Source organism: Mesorhizobium sp. M0751 (assembly GCF_040320265.1).
GTDB lineage: Bacteria > Pseudomonadota > Alphaproteobacteria > Rhizobiales > Rhizobiaceae > Mesorhizobium.
Window position 1 is genome coordinate 214,345 of record NZ_JAMYPH010000002.1, and the last position, 17,122, is coordinate 231,466.

The window sequence follows — 17,122 nt, forward strand, 5'->3', positions numbered from 1 at the left end:
TTGCCTGGAACAGCGCAATCGACATGACAGTCCGGGGGAACATTCCCCCGCATGGCACGTTCTTCGCTGTTGTAGGGCGCGGCGCCGCCATTTCAACCATCGGCGCCAACTCACGATTCGATCGCACCGCAACGCCTGAAGCAGGAGCGCGGCATGATGGAAGACAGTGCAGGACGGACCATGGTTCGCGCGGCGATGAAAGCCCCTTATCTGGAACGTGACGAAGAGCATCTCCTGGCGCTGCGCTGGAAGGAAAACAATGACCAGCACGCGCTGCACCGCATCACCGTCGCGCATATGCGGCTGGTGATTTCCATGGCGTCGCGGTTTCGCCACTACGGCCTTCCGCTGGGCGACCTGATCCAGGAAGGCCATGTCGGGCTGCTGGAGGCAGCGGCCCGTTTCGAGCCCGAGCGCGAGGTGCGGTTCTCGACCTATGCGACCTGGTGGATCCGGGCCTCGATGCAGGACTACATCCTGCGCAACTGGTCGATCGTGCGCGGCGGCACCAGCTCGGCGCAAAAGGCGCTGTTCTTCAACCTGCGGCGTCTGCGCGCCCGCCTGGCAAACGGCGCCGAACAGACGTCGAATGCCACGCTCTACCGCGAAGTGTCGGCGGCTCTCGGAGTTTCCGAGGCCGATGTGGCGATGATGGATTCCCGCCTTTCGGCACCCGACAGTTCGCTCAATACGCCGCTTGCCGACGACGCGGGCGCGACCGAGCGGATGGAGTTCCTGGTTTCGGATGACCCACTGCCCGATGAAGTCGTCGGCGACACGATCGATGTCGAACGCCGCTCGGTGTGGCTGAGGACGGCACTCGGCGCGCTCAATGCGCGCGAGCTCAGGATTATCGAGGAGCGCCGGCTGAGCGACGAAGGCGCGACGCTCGAAGCGCTCGGCGAAACGCTCGGCATCTCCAAGGAGCGTGTCCGCCAGATCGAGGCGCGCGCCATGGAAAAACTCAAGGCGGCGCTGGTGAAGCAGAATCCGGAATTTCTCGCAGCCTGAATCGCGTCGGCTGCTATTTGTCGGTGACGATCTTGACCTTGTCGCCGGCTGAAACCGCGGCACCTGGCGACAGCGCGTTCAGTACCCTGAACAAATCCAGCTTGCGGTCGACGCCGACCATCTGTGCGGCCAGCGAGCCCATCGTCTGGCCGGGCTGCACCGTGACGATGCGGATACGCAGCGGCTTCAGCGCTGCCTTCTCGGCAGCACTCAGGATGCGGAACGAGCCGCTGACCGAGCGCGCCACCGTGCTCAACGAGGTGCTGGCCGACGGTGCAGCGGTCAGCAAGCGGTAGACCTGGCCGCCGGCGCGGATCACCGCAATGTCGAATTGCCAGCCATCGGCGCTGGCATGCGCGGTTGCCGCTTCGTTGCCGTTGATCGTTTCCTGGCGAACGCTGCTGTCGTCGAGGCCGGCGACCCAGCCGCTGCGGATGTAGTCGGTCAGCGAGCGGTCCTTGTCGATCGACACGCCGTCAAAGCGGATTGCCATGTCGCCCGGGCCTGTCGCCGTCACCGCCGCCGCCGAATTGTCGATGATGAAGCCGTTAGGCACCGAGAACGACACGCCGAGGCCAGGATGCAGGAAGGTTTCACCGCGCACATAGCCTTCCTCCGGCGTGTCGCCGTAAAGCAGCCCGTCTACGCCGGCAAGAAATGAATCGCGGTCGCGCGACCCAACACCGGGCGCGCCGAACTGGCGGGCGTGGCGCTGCGCGAGATCGATGCGCTGCGGCGTGTTGGGATGCGTCGCCAGGAAGTCGAGGCTGGCGTCGGTGGCGCCGCTGATCGAACGGAAATCGGTATAGGCCGACATCGACTGCAGGAAGCGGCCGGCGGCATAGGGGTCGAAACCGGCTTCGCCGATCGACTTGATGCCGATGGCATCGGCCTCCAGCTCCTGATTGCGCGAGAACTGGGCCAGCCTCAGCTTGCCGCGGATCAGCGCCGCCTTGGCTGTCGGGTTGTCGCCGAGCACATCGGAAACGACCTTGGTCGCCAACCCCTCTTCGGCTTCCAGCTGCTGGCGCTGCAGGCCGTGGTTGGCCGTAACGTGGCCCATCTCATGCGCAATGACGGCGGCAAGCTCGGCCGAATCATTGGCCAGCGCCAGCAGGCCGCGGGTGATGTAGAGATAGCCGCCCGGCAGCGCGAAGGCATTGACGTTGGGCGAGTTGAGGATGGTGATGCGGTAGGTCTGGGTCGGGTTGGCCGACACCACGGTCAGTCTGCCGACGATCTTGGCCACCATGCGCTCGAGCTTGGGGTCGGAATACTCACCGCCATAGGTGGCAAGGATGCGCGGGTGCTGCGCCTTCGCCAGTTGGGCGAGCTTGCTGTTGGCGGCGACATTGTCGACCGTGATCGGCTTGTCGGAGGGCTGGAAGCCCGATTCCTGCACGTCGGGAGGCGTGAACATCTGGCAGCTTGCCAGCGCCACGACAAGACCGGCCAGCGCCAGAAAGCGCGCCAGCGGTTTCACCTTCCGATTGTCGATGCCGGTCGGCAGATCGGCTTCCTTTCAAGTCCTGGGACGTGACGCGAAAATCGGGCGCGATTTCCGGAAAGCATCACGCGCAAAATCAAGTGCTACGGCGTCCGACAGATACGAGGCAGCAAGGGCAAATCACGGTCTAGGCCGGACCAGTTCCTGGGGACCTAGCCACACTACCTCGACCATGGCAAGCAAGCGCCGCTTCGCCTTCCGCCGGTTTGACCATAAATTATGTCCGCTTCCGGGCAACATCTCGTGATCCAGCCGCAAACGGACCCGAGCCGATATAGCGTCGGAATGCCTCCGGTCCAGCCCCGACGAAAAAATCGGCGGCGGTGCCCGTCGCGGCAACCGTGCCACCATCCAGGAAAACCATGTTTTGGCCGATACGGCGCGCATCGTCCGGCTGGTGCGTGACGAATAGAACCGTCATTCGCTGCTCCGAATGGACGTCGGCCACCAGGTCGAGCATGTCGTCACGCAGTGCCGGTCCGAGCGAAGCGAACGGCTCGTCGAGCAACAGTACCGGCCGGTCGCGCACCAGGACCCGGGCGAGCGCGACGCGCTGCCGCTCGCCGCCGGAGAGTTCGCGCGGCAGCCGGCTTTCCTTGCCGGCAAGGCCGACGCGCTTCAGCGCTGCGGCGATTGCGGCGCGATCAGCCTCGCTCAGTCTGAGCGAAGGCGAGCGGCCTAGCCCGACATTCTGCCCGACGGACAGATGGGCAAACAGGTTGTTTTCCTGGAACACCATTGATACCGGCCGCGCTGAAGGCGGCGCAGTGCTGACATCGGCGCCGCCGATCAGCACGCGGCCCGACCGCGGCGCCTCGAAACCGGCCACCAGATTGAGCAGCGTCGACTTTCCCGAACCGCTCGGCCCCATAATGGCGGTGATCTCCGACGGCGGGAAATCGACATCGAACATAAGCGGCGTTTCACCATAGCTGAACGAGACATTGTCGAGCCGCACCGCCGCGCCTTTTTCCACCGAAATCGACCGTTCCGGGCTGATCGGCATCATGACTTCTCCCTCTTTCCCAGCCAGTCCGCGGTCAGCACCAGCGCCAGGCAGACAAGGCCGAGCAGCAGCGCCAGCCCGGCCGCATCCTCGGTGCGGTAACTGCCCATGCGCGCCAGCAGCAGATAGGGTAAGGTCTGCACGGAATCGCTGCCGAACAGCGCAATGACGCCGAGATCGCCTAGCGACAGCGCCATGGCGAAAGCGAAGCCGGTGGCGAGCGGCCGCCGCAGCGACGGCCAGTCGACCAGCCGCAACCGGTTCCAGCCCGAGATACCAAGCTGTGCACAGAGCCGTTCGTGGCGTTCGCTCGCCGCGTCATAGGCAGGGCGGATGGCGCGGATGGCGAACGGCATCGCCATCACCGCATTGACCGCAACCACCATGACAGGGGCGATCGCAAAGACATCGCTGACGGTGCGCAGGAGCAGGAACCAGCCGGCGCCGATGACAATGGGCGGCACCACCAGGACGAACCCCGCACCGGTGTCGGCCAGATGTTCGAGCAGTGTCCGCCGGCCTGTCCGCCGGGTGAGCGCCAGCGCCCGGCGCGCCATGACCAGCGACAGCGACAATGCCACAGAGAGCAGCGCCGACAAGAGGGAGAGTCCAGCACTGGTCGCCGTCGCTTGCCGCACCGCGCTCTCGCCGGCCAGTCGACCGAGATCGGCGCCAAGCCCGGCTGCCAGCGTCGCCGCCATCGGCCCGGCGACAAACAGCAATGCCAGCCCGATCACCAGCGCGTTCAGCACGGTCTCGGCCGCACCGGCTGAAAAATACCGGCGCGGCGCCACCGGCAGATTGGCGTCGCCGGTCACATTGGCGCCGAGCCGTGTCAGTGCCAGCACGACCACGAAGGTCAGCGCAATTTGCAACAAGGTCAGCGTCACCGCCCGCGCCGGGTCGAAGTCGAAACGCAGCGCCTGGTAGATGGCAACCTCCAGCGTCGTCGCGCTGGGTCCGCCGCCGAGCGTAAGCACGATGGTGAAAGAGGTGATGCACAGCATGAAAACGAGCCCGGCGATGCCCGGCAGGGCCGCACGCAGCGGCGGCCATTCGATCAGCCGAAAGGCCGGCGCAGCGCCCATGCCAAGCTGGCTCGCCAGCCGCCATTGGTTGGCCGGCACGGTCTGCAATGCTTCCAGGAACAGCCGCGTTGCCAGCGGCAGGTTGAAGAAGACATGGGCAACGAGGATGCCCGACAGGCCGTAGATGCCGGGCCAGCTCTGGCCGCCTAGCGCGCCCAGCGTGGCGGCAAAATACCCGGCACGGCCGTAGAGCGCCAGGACACCGAGTGCGGCAACAATGGCCGGCAGCGCCAGCGGCAGGGCGAAAAGCTGCAGGATAAAGCCTCGCCCGAAAAACTGTGGATGCCGCGACAGGGCACGCGCGACGAACAGCGCCGGCGCGACGGAGAGCAGCGTCGAAAGCAGAGCCTGCCAGAGCGTGAAACGGGCGACGCGCAAGAGATAGGAATCGAAAGCGGCGCCGGCGCCGGACGGGTCGCGTGTGGCTTGCAGGATGAGACCTGCGAACGCCCCGCCGATCAGCAGCGCGATGGCTGCGAGCGCGACGATGCCGGCAGTGACGCGGGAGTCCACTGATGACGCGCGTTGCACGCTACACCGCCCGATTCGAGATTCTTAGCGAGGACAGCGTTCCTTCGCGCCCCCCTCTGTCCTGCCGGACATCTCCCCCACGAGGGGGGAGATCGGCTGTCACTTCGGCCTTAGCCAATTTCCAACGTTGCAGGACTGAGCGAGACGCCGAAGCTGCCAATCTCCCCCCTCGTGGGGGAGATGTCCGGCAGGACAGAGGGGGGCGCCGTAGAGTGACCACCTTGATCAGCTCGCCACGACTACTTGCTCATCGCCGCAAGCCACTCATCGACCCAGGCCTTGCGGTTGGCCGCGACTTCCTCCGGGCTGAACAGCAAGGTCTTGGTCGGTTTGACAAGCTTGTCGAACGCCGGATTGAGCGGCTTGTCGGTCTTGCCGGCCGGGAACATCCAGTTGGTTTCGGGAATGACATCCTGGAATTTCGGTCCGGTCATGAAGGCAATGAACTTTTCCGCCAGCGGGTTCTTCGCGCCCTTGGTGGTGATCCCCGCAACCTCGATCTGCAGATATTCGCCCTCCTCGAAGGACGCTGCCTGGTAGCGCTCGGTGTTTTCGGCGACCATGTGGTAGGCCGGCGAGGTGGTGTAGGACAGCACCATCGGCGCCTCGCCCTTGGTGAACAGGCCGTAGGCCTCGCTCCAGCCTGGCGTCACCGTCAGCACCTTCGCCTTGAGCTTGGCCCAGGCTTCGGGCGCCTTGTCGCCATAGACCGACTTGACCCACAACAGCAGGCCAAGGCCCGGCGTCGAGGTGCGCGGATCCTGGATGACGATCTTGTCGCCGGCATCGCCCTCGACCAATTCCCTGAGGCTTTTCGGCGGGCTCTTCAGTTTTTCGGTATCGTAGACGACGGCGAAATAGCCATAGTCGAACGGCACGAAAATATCGTCGCTCCAGGCTCCCGGGACGCTGACGCCCGACACGGCGCCGTGTGGCGAAAACAGGCCGGTTGCCTTGGCGTCGGCGGTCAAATTGGTATCGAGGCCAAGCACGATATCGGCCTTGGTCGCGGCGCCTTCCAGCTTCACACGATTGAGCAGCGCTACGCCGTCGGCGACCGAGACGAATTCAACGACGCAGCTGCATTCGGCCTCGAAGGCCTTCTTCACAGCGGGTCCCGGACCCCAATCGGCGGTGAAGCTTTCATAGGTATAGACGGTCAGCTTATCCTGTGCCGATGCCTGCCCTGGCAGGGCGAGCGCGGATGCCGCAAGCAGGATAATCGAGACAACAGAGTGAAAAAAACCGCGCATCGGCGCCTCCTTCGTTCGCGTTGAAAGGAATTGAGGCGTCGGGCTGTCCGAAACGTCTAATCCCTCCGCCGGTACAAACCGGATCAGGTTCAGCGGGTTGGCAGTCTTGCCTCTCAGCCGGTCCGCGAAAATCGCGTCCGGCACCCCGTTAGAGCGTTGCGACACATAGGCCCGGCCGAAGTGCTGCGCAAGCGGAAGTTTGCCGGACATCCAAAGCCCAGCCTTCTGCCGTTTCATCTTCCGTTTCCGGGGCAGGGCTGGTAAGGGCCACGAGATATGAGCAAATTCACCATCCTGCTTGGCGGCGATCTCATCCGCACGCCGCTGCTCGACCGCCAGGTCGAAGGCTCGCGCGTCATCGCCGCGGATGCCGGCATCGGCCATGCGCGCATGCTGGGCCTCAGGCCGGAACTCTGGATCGGCGATTTCGATTCGGTGCCTGCCGATTTGCCGGAGGATCTGGCCGCCGTGCCACGGCAGGTGTTTCCCGCCGAAAAAGACAAGACCGACGGTGAACTCGCTATCGCCGCCGCACTCGAATGCGGTGCGACCAGCCTTGTGCTCGCAGGCGCCTTCGGCGGCAAACGCACCGACCACATCTTCCTGCATCTGGCGCTGAGCGTCCGGCTGGCGGAAGGCGGGACGGAAGTGCTTTTGACCAGCGGCGCGCAGGAAGGCATTCCCTTGCTGCCGGGAAAGACTGACTTCGACTATGCCGACGGCACGCTGTTTTCGGTGCTCGGCTTCTCCGATCTCGCCGGCCTGAGCGTCACCGGTGCCAAATGGCCGCTCGACCATGTCGAGGTCGCGTTCGGCTCGTCGCTGACCATTTCCAACGAGGTCAGGGGCCGGCTGGAAATCGCGCTGGCCAGCGGCCGCGCGCTGCTGCTCGCGCATCCTTTTCCCCTACCCGAAAGCTGACATGGCGCCGCCACTTCTCAATCTCGACGGGATAAAGCTGACCTTCGGCGGCACGCCGCTGCTAGACGGTGCCGCCCTGACGGCCTCAGCTGGCGACAAGATCGCCCTGGTCGGCCGCAACGGCTCTGGCAAGTCGACGCTCCTCAAGATTGCCGCCGGGCTGATCGAACCGCAGGACGGCGAAGTCTTCCGCCAGCCTTCGGCGACCGTGCGCTACTTGCCGCAAATTCCCGACATGGACGGCTTTGCGACCGTCCGCGCCTATGTCGAGGCAGGGCTCGGACCCGCCGACGATCCCTACCGCGCCACCTATCTGATGGAGCATCTCGGCCTGACCGGCGAGGAGCGGCCGAACGACCTCTCCGGCGGCGAGGCGCGGCGCGCCGCCCTCGCCCGCGTCATGGCGCCGGAGCCCGACATTCTCCTCCTCGATGAGCCGACCAATCATCTTGACCTTTCGGTTATCGAATGGCTGGAGGAGGAGCTTGCCCGCACCTCCTCGGCACTGGTCGTCATCTCGCATGACCGTCGTTTTCTCGAGCGCGTGTCGCGCGCCACAATCTGGCTCGACCGCGGCCAGACCCGCCGTCTCGACAAGGGCTTTGCCTTTTTCGAGGAATGGCGCGACACGGTGCTGGAGGAGGAAGAGCGCGAGCAGCACAAGCTCGGTCGCCAGATCGTGCGCGAGGAGCACTGGCTGCGCTATGGCGTGACAGCACGGCGCAAGCGCAACATGCGCCGGCTCGGTGAGTTGCAGACCATGCGCCAGCGCTTTCGTGGTCATCGCGGCGCCGAGGGTGCGGCGACGATGACAGCCAGCGACGCCGCCGAATCCGGCAAGCTGGTGATCGAAGCCAAGAACATCGAGAAGAGCTTTGGCGATCTGACTGTGGTCAAGGGATTCTCGACCCGCATCCAGCGCGGCGATCGCGTCGGCCTGGTCGGGCCGAACGGCGCCGGCAAGACGACGCTGTTGAAGATGCTGACCGGCGAATTGAAGCCGGACGCAGGTACGGTGCGGCTCGGAACCAATCTGGAGATCGCCACGCTCGACCAGAAGCGCGAGGCCGTCGATCCGCAGGAGACACTGGCGCAGTATCTCACCGACGGTCGCGGCGAGAACCTCGTCATCAATGGCGAGCAGCGCCACGTCGTCTCTTACATGAAGGACTTCCTGTTCAAGCCGGAACAGGCGCGCACGCCGGTGCGCGAGCTTTCGGGCGGCGAGCGGGCCCGGCTGATTCTCGCCCGCGTTTTGGCACGGCCGGCAAACCTGCTTGTGCTCGACGAGCCGACCAACGACCTCGACATGGAGACGCTGGAACTGCTGCAGGAACTGGTCGCCGGCTTTGCCGGCACGGTGATCCTGGTCAGCCACGATCGCGATTTCCTCGACCGCACCGTGACCAGCATTATTGCGCCGGATGGTGACGGCCGCTGGATCGAATATGCCGGCGGCTATTCCGACATGCTGGCGCAGCGCGGCGGCACCAGGCTGGATGACCGCAAGGCGCGGCCGAAGGTAGAGACCAGCGAGGCGATGGCTGCAAGCAGGACCAACGCGGCCGCTCCCAAGGGCCCGGCCAAGAAACTGTCGTTCAAGCAGAAATTCGCGCTGGAAACCTTACCCAAAAAGATCGAAGCGGTGTCGGCCTCGATCTCGCGGCTGGAGAACAACATCGCCGATCCGGCCTATTACGAGCGCGACCCGGCCTCGTTCCAGAAGACGATTGCCGCGCTCGACAAGGAGCGCGTCACACTGGCAGCGCTCGAGGAGCAATGGCTGGAACTCGAGATGCTAAGGGAAGAGATGGAGGGGTAATTCGCGAGTTCGAGCACCTTGTCATTGCGACTAGACAGAAATGCGCATATATTATGCGCATGCTGTGGAGGTGATCATGCGCAAGATAGCTGTGAATGCGGTCCGTCAGCCGGCAAATCTGTCTATCGACTCAAAGCTCATGAAGGAAGCCAAGGGGCTCGATGTGAATGTCTCGCGCGCCGCTGAAGCCGGCATCGCAGAGGCAGTGGCCGCCGAAAAGACGCGGCTGTGGAAGCTTGAGAACCGCGCGACGATAGATGCGTGGAACGAATATGTCGAAAAACACGGTATTCCGCTGGCAGAACATCGGCAATTCTGATGGCGCGCTACGACGTCTTCGCGGGTAGCATCGAAGGCGGCTATCTACTCGACGTCCAGGCCGATCTGCTCGACCATTTCAAGACCCGGGTGGTCGTCCCGCTTCTGCCAGTTGCGATGGCGCCATCACCAATGCGAAGGCTGCATCCCATCTTCGAGATCAATGGTCGGAAATTGGTCATGGCCACCCATTTGATCGCCACCGTTGCGGCGACGGAACTGGGCGAGAGCCGACTGACTCTGACGAGGCATCACGACGAGATCGTGAGCGCGCTCGACATGCTGTTCCAAGGCTTCTGAGCCAAGGAGGCGTTGGGCTGGCGAGCCGGCCTCACCCCGCCGTCTTTGTCTGCCAGGCCTTCAGCGCCTCGTCGAACACCTTCTCGCCGGGAATGCCCTTTTCCATGGTGAGCAGCGCCCGCCGCCCGGTCTTGTAGACGACCGGCACGTCGATCCAGTCCTGGCCTCTGAGCAAGGTCAGATTGGCGTCTTCATCCGCCTTGGTGTCGTTGAGCGCAACCAGGAAGAAACCGTCGGCGATCTTGGCCGGGATGCCGATCAGCGGGCTGCCGGCATCCTGCTCGGAGCCCTTCATGGCGACACGCAGGATGTTGTCGACACCGCCGCCCTCGAAGCCGTCAGGCGTCAGGAAGATCATCTCGATAATGTGGCTTGCCGGCAGCGTCTGGTCGGTGTTGCGACGGATCGTCATGCGCAACTGGATATCCTTGCCAGGAATAGTCGCTTCGGCGCGGATAGCCGGCTCGGGTGGCAAGTCGCCGCCGGGCGATTCCTGCACCAGTGACCAGACGATGTTGCCGGGCTCGGCCGAGCCTTGAGCGGTGCTGGTGCGCTCCTCGTAGAAGATCGCCTTCTGGCCGACGGCCAACGTGGCCTGCGGCGGAACTGCCGTTGGTGCCGCTGCCGGTGCGGGCGGCGGGGCGGCCGCTGCTGCGGCATCGGCCGGCGCTGCCGCCCCGTTGGCGGGCGGCGTTGCGGGAGTTGGTGCAGCGGCCCCATCGACCGCTGGAGCATTGGCCGTGGCTTGCGCATCGGCAGGTGCGGCCGGTGCCGGCGCGGCGGGTGCCGGGGTGGTCGGCGCTTGGGCGGCCGACGGCGGCGTGGTCAGTGCGGCGACGGATTCGCCTTCGCCGATGCCCGCCTGCCCGGCCGCGGGGCCAGGATCGACTTCGTGGCCCTCGGGCGTCAGGCGCTGCGTGAACTTCGCGCCTTCGCCGGCCTCCGTCGGAGGCGCGGCGGCCGGTACGGCCGCATCGGCCACCGGCTTGGCCGGAGCTGGTTTTACCAGCGGTTCGGTGGCGACGGCTTTGGTCTCGTCGAGGCCGAGCATGCTGCCGAACGCATCCTTGTTCAGCCAGATGCCATAGCCGCCACCGGCAATGACCAGCAAGGCAATGGCGGCGGCGATCACGCCGCCATAGCTGCGCCTGCGCTCGGCGGGATGGAGCCGCTGGAACCTGTCCTCCGCGGGGCTGCCGTCGTTGGAAAAGTCGTCGCCCCGAAAAACGCCGTCTTGGTCCTCGGCCGTCGGAATATCCATATTGGGCGGCGGCGGACCAGCGCGCACCTGAGAAAGAGCGACGGGCTGCGGCTTTTGCCAGTTCGGCGCCGCCTTGGCGGGCGTAGGCTGCCAGGCTGGCCCAGCCTTTGCTGGCTCCGTCTTTGCCGGCTCAATCCTTGCCGGCTCGGTCTTTGCCGGCTGCCGGACATGGCTGGACTGGTTCTTGTTGCGGTCGATGGAGGAGAAGATGTCCTCCAGTTCCGCCAGCGGGTCGGGTGGCGGCGCAGGCTTGGCGAAGTCCCGCTCGACTTTGGCGATGGCGTCTTCCAGCACACGCATCTGCCGGTCGACATCGGAAGGCGTCATCGTGGCCTTCTCTGCGAGTTGTTTCGCGATTGACGAACGGGCCTTGTCATAGACCCTGGCGCGCACTTCCGCCGACGGCTCACCGAGTTTATCGAGCGCCTTTTTCAGAATGGGAACAAAATCTACCATACGTCAGTCGACCTGCATTTGTTTCTGGGCCGGCCCCCGCAAATCAGCCGCAATGCCCGGAAAGGCTGAGAAACTAGTCTTGAAACGGATCGGTCACAAGTATCGTGTCGTCCCGTTCAGGGCTGGTGGAAAGGAGTGCGACCGGCGCGCCGATCAGCTCTTCGATGTAGCGGACGTACTTTACCGCCTGGGCCGGCAGGTCGTTCCAGCTGCGCGCGCCGGCGGTGGTGCCTTTCCACCCTTCCAGCGTCTCGTAAACCGGTTCGACGCGCGCCTGCGCGCCTTGGCTGGCCGGCAGGTAATCGATCGCCTCGCCGTCGAGGCGGTAGCCGGTACAGACCTTGATCTCGTCCAGCCCATCGAGCACATCGAGCTTGGTCAGCGCAATGCCCTTGATGCCGTTGACGGCGACGGCCTGGCGGACCAGCACGGCGTCGAACCAGCCGCAGCGGCGCTTACGGCCGGTGACGACGCCGAATTCATGGCCGCGCGTGCCCAGGAACTCGCCGATCTCGTTCTTCTGCTCGGTCGGAAACGGGCCTTCGCCAACACGCGTCGTATAGGCCTTGGTGATGCCGAGCACATAGCCGATGGCGCCCGGGCCGACACCCGACCCGGCGGCGGCCTGACCGGCAACCGTATTGGACGAGGTGACGAATGGGTAGGTGCCGTGGTCAATATCGAGCAGCGTGCCTTGCGCGCCCTCGAACAGGATGCGCTCGCCGGCGCGGCGCTTGTCGTCGAGGATTTTCCAGACGCGGTCCATATAGGGCAGGATCTCGTCGGCGACCGAAATCAGCTCGCTCATGATCGCCTCATGCGTGACCTCGGCATGGCCGAGCCCACGGCGCAGCGCATTGTGGTGCGTCAGCAGCCTGTCGACCTTTAAGGGCAGCGTTTCCAAATCCGCCAAATCCATCACCCTGACCGCACGCCGGCCCACCTTGTCTTCATAGGCGGGACCGATGCCGCGACGGGTCGTGCCGATCTTCGTTCCGGAATTGGAAGCGGCGTCCTCGCGGAATCCGTCCAGCTCTCGGTGCAAGGACAGGATAAGCGCGGTGTTTTCGGCTATTTTCAGGCGGTCCGGCGTCACCTCCACGCCCTGCGCTTTCAATTTCGCAACCTCCGCGACGAAAGCGTGCGGATCGAAGACGACGCCATTGCCGATGATGGACAGCTTGCCTTGCCGCACCACGCCGGACGGCAGCAGCGACAGCTTGTAGACCTTGCCGTCGACGACCAGCGTGTGGCCGGCATTGTGGCCGCCCTGGAAGCGCACGACAACATCGGCGCGCTCCGACAGCCAGTCTACGATCTTGCCTTTGCCCTCATCGCCCCATTGCGAGCCGACGACCACCACATTGGCCATATTTCTTTTCCCTTGAGACGCCGCACGAGCAGCTTGAAACAATTCGAAACGATAGGCCTCTATCGCATCGGCCCCCAAAAACGGAATCGATTTGGGAAAGCACGACGCGAGGATTAAAGCCTTCCGACGCGTAGCGTCCAATTGCACGCACGTCGCTCTATAGCGTCAAGACCCGGCGAGCGCGACCATTCTTTGCCGCCGAAAACGCTCCGAGGCACAACAATTTTCGCCTTTGACATCATTTACTTGCGCGAGCTGCCGCAATAGGCCCGCAACGACCGCGCATTTCTCTCCGCCTGGCCGGGAGTTCACGATGCATCGAGCCGCCTACCTATTCCTGCTGTCCACCACCTTGCTGTGGGGCGGCAACTCCGTGGCCGGCAAGCTGGCGGTCGACCACATTTCGCCGATGACGCTGGTCTTCCTGCGTTGGGTCCTGGCCGTTCTGATCCTGCTGCCGATCGGCTGGCGGACGCTGCATGAGGACTGGCCGGTGGTGCGTAGGCACTGGTTGCTGCTTGGCGGGCTCGGCGCTTGCGGCTTCGCCTTTTTCAATGTGATCTTCTACACGGCGCTCAACTACACGACGGCGATCAACGTCTCGATCGAGCAGGCGGCGATCCCGATCGTCATCATCATCGCCAATTTTGTGCTGTTTCGCCTGCGCGTCAATGGCGTGCAGGTCATCGGCGTCGTGCTGACCATCATTGGCGTAGCGGTGACGGCGAGCCATGGCGACCTGCGCCAGCTTCTCAAGCTGGATCTCAACTTCGGCGACGCGATCATGCTGGTCGCCGTGCTTTGCTACTCCTTTTATTCGGTGGGGTTGCGGCTGAAGCCGGTCATCCGCTGGCAGAGCCTGATGCTGGCGCTATCGGTTGCCGCACTCATCACATCGCTGCCTTTCTTCCTGTGGGAGATTGCCGCCGGCAAGGTCATCGTCCCCGATGCCCGCGGCTGGGCGGTCGCGTTCTATACCGCCATCGGTGCTTCGGTCATCTCGCAAATCTTCTATATCAGAGGCAACGAGCTGATCGGCGCCAACCGGGCCGGCCTGTTTATCAATCTGGTGCCGATCTTCGGTACGCTGCTGTCGGTGGTGATTGTCGGTGAGACATTCCAGCTCTATCAGGCGCTGGCTCTCGCGCTGGTGCTCGGTGGCATCAGCCTCGCCGAATACAGCGGACGGATGATGGCGGCATCTGCTGCTGAATGAAGTCGTTTGCCGCGACGTTTCCCTGCGAATCCATCAGCGACCGCGGAAGCGCCCCGCGTGCTGCTGCACACGGGGCGACCGAATTTCAGGCCGCGCCGACGTCGAAATGCAGCCGCTTGGCCGAGTCGATCGACTTGTGCGAGCGCACCTGCGCCAATACGTTTTCCGGGAACGGCGCGTCGAGATAGAGCAATGCAATGGCATCGCCACCCGGCCGGTTGCGGCCGAGCTGGAAGTTGGCGATGTTGACGCCGTTCTCGCCGCAAACCGTGCCGAGCAGACCGATGATCCCAGGCGCGTCGGCATTGGTCGTGTAGAGCATGTGCTGACCGACCTCGGCGTCGAGGTTGATGCCCTTGATCTGGATAAAGCGCGGCTTGCCGTCCGAGAAGCAGGTGCCGGCGATCGAGCGCGTCCTGTGCTCGGTCTTGACCGTCAGCTTGATATAGCCGTCGAACACGCCCGACTTGTCGCGCTTGACCTCGGCGACGATGATGCCGCGCTCCTTCACCATGATCGGCGCCGACACCATATTGACGTCGGAGACCTGCGGCCGGATCAGCCCGGCAAGGGTGGCACTGATCAGCGCGCGCGTGTTCATCGTCGCGGTCGAGCCGTCGAACAGTATCTCGACCTCCTTGATCGGATCCTCGGTGACCTGTCCGACAAAGGCGCCGAGCACTTCGGCAAGCTTGACGAAAGGTTTCAGCCGCGGCGCCTCTTCGGCGGTGATCGACGGCATGTTGATGGCGTTGGAAACGGCGCCCTTGATCAGATAGTCGGACATCTGCTCGGCGACATGCAGGGCGACATTCTCCTGCGCTTCGGTGGTCGACGCGCCGAGATGCGGCGTCGCCACGACATTCTCCATGCCGAACAGTTCATTATACTCCGCCGGTTCGACCTCGAACACGTCGATGCCGGCGCCTGCCACCTTGCCGCTTTTCAGTGCCGCGATCAGGTCGGCCTCGACGACCAGCCCGCCACGCGCGCAATTGATGATGCGCACACCGGTCTTCATTTTGGCGATCGCCGCGGCGTCGATGATGTTGCGCGTCTTGTCGGTAAGCGGTGTGTGCAGCGTGATGAAATCGGCGCGGGCGAACAGTTCGTCGAGCTCGACCTTTTCGACGCCGAGCTCCTCGGCGCGGCTGTCCGACAGGAATGGATCGAAGGCGATGACATGCATCTTCAGGCCGACGCCGCGCGCGGCCACGATCGAGCCAATATTGCCGCAGCCGATGATGCCGAGCGTCTTGCCGGTGATCTCGACACCCATGAAGCGGTTCTTTTCCCATTTGCCGGCATGGGTCGAGGCGTTGGCCTCAGGTATCTGGCGGGCCAGCGCGAAGATCATGGCGATCGCATGCTCGGCGGTGGTGATCGAATTGCCGAAGGGCGTGTTCATCACGATGATGCCCTTGCGGCTCGCCGCCGGTATGTCGACATTGTCGACGCCGATGCCGGCGCGGCCCACGACCTTCAGCCTGGTCGCGGCGTTGATCAGCTTCTCCGTGACCTTTGTCGCCGAGCGGATGGCCAGCCCATCATACTGGCCGATCACTTCGAGCAGTTTTTCCTTGTCCTTGCCGATATCCGGCAAATAGTCGACCTCGATGCCGCGATCCCTGAATATCTGCACGGCGGTGGTGGAAAGTTTGTCTGAGACGAGAACGCGGGGCGCCATGGCGGCCTCCTTCAATTAGGATTTGATCCGTTTGGGGGTGGGCGGCCCGAGAGCCGCCACAGGAAAACTCAGGCGGCTGCCTTCAGCGACGCCTTTTGCGCGGCAAAGGCCCAGTCGAGCCAGGGCAGCAGCGCTTCGAGATCGGAGGTCTCGACTGTCGCGCCGCACCAGATGCGCAGCCCGGGCGGTGCATCGCGGTAGGCGCCGATGTCATAGGCGACGCCTTCCTTGTCGAGCGCCGAGACAATTGCCTTGGCGAACGCAGCCTGTCCGTCGGCGTCGAGTGCCGCGACTTGCCGGTCGGTGAAGGAAAGGCAGACCGATGTGTTCGAACGCGTCGCCGGGTCGACGGCAAGATGGCCGAGCCAGGAAGATTTCCCGACAAAGCGATCGAGAACAGCGGCATTGGCATCCGCTCTGGTGACCAGCGCGTCGAGGCCGCCGATCGACTTCGCCCAACGCAGCGCGTCGAGATAGTCCTCGACGCACAGCATCGACGGCGTGTTGATGGTCTCGCCCTTGAAGATGCCTTCGATCAGCTTGCCGCCCGAGGTGAGACGGAAGATCTTCGGCAGTGGCCAGGCCGGCTTGTAGCTTTCCAGCCGTTCGACGGCGCGTGGGCCGAGGATCAGCATGCCGTGCGCGCCCTCACCGCCCAAGACCTTCTGCCAGGAGAAGGTGACGACGTCGAGTTTCTGAAAATCGAGCTTTTGCGCAAAGGCCGCCGAAGTGGCGTCGCAGATGGTCAGGCCCTTGCGGGCGGCCGGGATGAAATCGCCGTTCGGCACGCGTACGCCCGACGTCGTGCCGTTCCAGGTGAAGACCACGTCGCGGTCGAAGTCGATTTTGGTCAGGTCGGGCAGTACGCCGTAGTCCGCCTCTAACCTGCGCACATCGGCGAGCCTCAGCTGCTTGACCACATCGGTGACCCAGCCGGAGCCGAAGCTCTCCCAGGCGACCATGTCGACGCCGCGTTCGCCGAGCAGCGACCACAGCGCCATTTCGACCGCGCCGGTATCCGAGGCCGGCACGATGCCGATGCGGTAGTCCGCCGGAACCTGGAGAATTTCCCGGGTCAGCTCGATCGCTTGCTCGAGCTTGGTCTTGCCGATCTTGGCGCGGTGCGAGCGCCCGAGCGCGGCATTTTTGAGCGCCTCGACCGACCAGCCGGGGCGTTTTGCACAGGGACCTGAGGAAAAATTGGGATTTGCCGGACGGAATCCGGGCTTCGTATGCGTGGTCATCGTGGTCTATCCTTCCAGATAGTGGCCCCTCGTTGGGGAGGGGTGGCCCACGGACGGCGATATGCGTTCAGGCTTTCGGCGTCAAGGGGAAAGTTTTTGTCGCTGTCGGGATATTGCCAGCGCCCGGGG

The 17,122-nt window shown here is 64.1% G+C and carries 14 protein-coding genes and 1 riboswitch; of the genes, 6 read left to right on the forward strand and 8 right to left on the reverse strand.

Annotated features, from left to right (window positions below):
• Positions 1–153 precede the first annotated feature (153 nt).
• Entirely contained in the window at positions 154–1,011 is an 858-nt protein-coding gene (locus NKI19_RS03725; protein WP_352489278.1) for an RNA polymerase factor sigma-32, read from the forward strand.
• Positions 1,012–1,024: 13 nt separating this feature from the next.
• On the opposite strand, the gene NKI19_RS03730 is transcribed toward NKI19_RS03725, so the two are convergent.
• From NKI19_RS03730 to thiB, 4 genes are all read right to left on the reverse strand, one after another.
• Positions 1,025–2,494, reverse strand: coding sequence for a M48 family metalloprotease (locus NKI19_RS03730; RefSeq protein ID WP_352489277.1), 1,470 nt, complete (start codon positions 2,492–2,494; stop codon positions 1,025–1,027).
• 241 nt (positions 2,495–2,735) lie between these two features.
• The gene (thiQ, locus tag NKI19_RS03735) at positions 2,736–3,527 is read right to left on the reverse strand and encodes a thiamine ABC transporter ATP-binding protein (protein WP_352489276.1); all 792 of its coding nucleotides are present in this window, start codon (positions 3,525–3,527) and stop codon (positions 2,736–2,738) included.
• Positions 3,524–5,125, reverse strand: a complete 1,602-nt coding sequence (gene thiP, locus NKI19_RS03740; protein WP_502899228.1) for a thiamine/thiamine pyrophosphate ABC transporter permease — start codon at positions 5,123–5,125, stop codon at positions 3,524–3,526. Before thiP ends, thiQ begins: the two co-directional genes overlap by 4 nt.
• 257 nt (positions 5,126–5,382) lie before the next feature.
• Positions 5,383–6,396, reverse strand: coding sequence for a thiamine ABC transporter substrate binding subunit (thiB, locus tag NKI19_RS03745; protein WP_352564643.1), 1,014 nt, complete (start codon positions 6,394–6,396; stop codon positions 5,383–5,385).
• Positions 6,397–6,439: 43 nt separating this feature from the next.
• Positions 6,440–6,554, reverse strand: a riboswitch (TPP riboswitch).
• Between the two features lie 118 nt (positions 6,555–6,672).
• On the opposite strand from thiB, the gene NKI19_RS03750 reads away from it, so the two are divergent.
• The 4 genes from NKI19_RS03750 to NKI19_RS03765 all read left to right on the forward strand — a co-directional run bounded on the left by NKI19_RS03750 (position 6,673) and on the right by NKI19_RS03765 (position 9,757).
• A complete protein-coding gene (locus NKI19_RS03750; protein WP_352564645.1) occupies positions 6,673–7,317 on the forward strand; it encodes a thiamine diphosphokinase in 645 nt (214 codons plus the stop codon).
• Between the two features lies 1 nt (position 7,318).
• Positions 7,319–9,139 (forward strand): ABC-F family ATP-binding cassette domain-containing protein, encoded by a 1,821-nt coding sequence (locus tag NKI19_RS03755; protein ID WP_352564646.1) that lies wholly within the window; start codon positions 7,319–7,321, stop codon positions 9,137–9,139.
• Between the two features lie 76 nt (positions 9,140–9,215).
• Positions 9,216–9,458 (forward strand): type II toxin-antitoxin system CcdA family antitoxin, encoded by a 243-nt coding sequence (locus NKI19_RS03760; RefSeq protein WP_254816484.1) that lies wholly within the window; start codon positions 9,216–9,218, stop codon positions 9,456–9,458.
• Positions 9,458–9,757 (forward strand): CcdB family protein, encoded by a 300-nt coding sequence (locus tag NKI19_RS03765; RefSeq protein ID WP_352489271.1) that lies wholly within the window; start codon positions 9,458–9,460, stop codon positions 9,755–9,757. The genes NKI19_RS03760 and NKI19_RS03765 overlap by 1 nt, the downstream gene beginning before the upstream one ends.
• A gap of 31 nt (positions 9,758–9,788) precedes the next feature.
• Here the strand turns inward: NKI19_RS03765 and NKI19_RS03770 are convergent, their stop codons facing one another.
• Together NKI19_RS03770 and NKI19_RS03775 are read right to left on the reverse strand one after the other, a co-directional pair.
• Entirely contained in the window at positions 9,789–11,474 is a 1,686-nt protein-coding gene (locus tag NKI19_RS03770) for a hypothetical protein (protein WP_352951085.1), read from the reverse strand.
• A 73-nt stretch (positions 11,475–11,547) separates the two neighbouring features.
• Entirely contained in the window at positions 11,548–12,846 is a 1,299-nt protein-coding gene (locus NKI19_RS03775) for an adenylosuccinate synthase (protein WP_023680654.1), read from the reverse strand.
• A 313-nt stretch (positions 12,847–13,159) separates the two neighbouring features.
• On the opposite strand from NKI19_RS03775, the gene NKI19_RS03780 reads away from it, so the two are divergent.
• Positions 13,160–14,062 (forward strand): DMT family transporter, encoded by a 903-nt coding sequence (locus NKI19_RS03780; protein ID WP_352564650.1) that lies wholly within the window; start codon positions 13,160–13,162, stop codon positions 14,060–14,062.
• An 85-nt stretch (positions 14,063–14,147) separates the two neighbouring features.
• Here the strand turns inward: NKI19_RS03780 and serA are convergent, their stop codons facing one another.
• Positions 14,148–15,749 carry a phosphoglycerate dehydrogenase gene (gene serA / locus NKI19_RS03785; RefSeq protein ID WP_352489268.1) on the reverse strand — a complete coding sequence of 534 codons (1,602 nt, stop codon included), beginning with the start codon at positions 15,747–15,749 and terminating at the stop codon, positions 14,148–14,150.
• A gap of 68 nt (positions 15,750–15,817) precedes the next feature.
• Entirely contained in the window at positions 15,818–16,993 is a 1,176-nt protein-coding gene (locus NKI19_RS03790) for a phosphoserine transaminase (protein ID WP_352489267.1), read from the reverse strand.
• Between the last annotated feature and the right edge of the window lie 129 nt (positions 16,994–17,122).

Excerpts from the sequence above, each read along its gene's own strand:
- NKI19_RS03725 (WP_352489278.1), top strand. The coding sequence starts at position 154 with ATGATGGAAGACAGTGCAGGACGGACCATGGTTCGCGCGGCGATGAAA.
- thiQ (WP_352489276.1), bottom strand. The coding sequence starts at position 3,527 with ATGATGCCGATCAGCCCGGAACGGTCGATTTCGGTGGAAAAAGGCGCG.
- thiB (WP_352564643.1), bottom strand. The coding sequence starts at position 6,396 with ATGCGCGGTTTTTTTCACTCTGTTGTCTCGATTATCCTGCTTGCGGCA.
- NKI19_RS03750 (WP_352564645.1), top strand. The coding sequence starts at position 6,673 with ATGAGCAAATTCACCATCCTGCTTGGCGGCGATCTCATCCGCACGCCG.
- NKI19_RS03755 (WP_352564646.1), top strand. The coding sequence starts at position 7,319 with ATGGCGCCGCCACTTCTCAATCTCGACGGGATAAAGCTGACCTTCGGC.
- NKI19_RS03760 (WP_254816484.1), top strand. The coding sequence starts at position 9,216 with ATGCGCAAGATAGCTGTGAATGCGGTCCGTCAGCCGGCAAATCTGTCT.
- NKI19_RS03765 (WP_352489271.1), top strand. The coding sequence starts at position 9,458 with ATGGCGCGCTACGACGTCTTCGCGGGTAGCATCGAAGGCGGCTATCTA.
- NKI19_RS03770 (WP_352951085.1), bottom strand. The coding sequence starts at position 11,474 with ATGGTAGATTTTGTTCCCATTCTGAAAAAGGCGCTCGATAAACTCGGT.
- NKI19_RS03775 (WP_023680654.1), bottom strand. The coding sequence starts at position 12,846 with ATGGCCAATGTGGTGGTCGTCGGCTCGCAATGGGGCGATGAGGGCAAA.
- NKI19_RS03780 (WP_352564650.1), top strand. The coding sequence starts at position 13,160 with ATGCATCGAGCCGCCTACCTATTCCTGCTGTCCACCACCTTGCTGTGG.
- serA (WP_352489268.1), bottom strand. The coding sequence starts at position 15,749 with ATGGCGCCCCGCGTTCTCGTCTCAGACAAACTTTCCACCACCGCCGTG.
- NKI19_RS03790 (WP_352489267.1), bottom strand. The coding sequence starts at position 16,993 with ATGACCACGCATACGAAGCCCGGATTCCGTCCGGCAAATCCCAATTTT.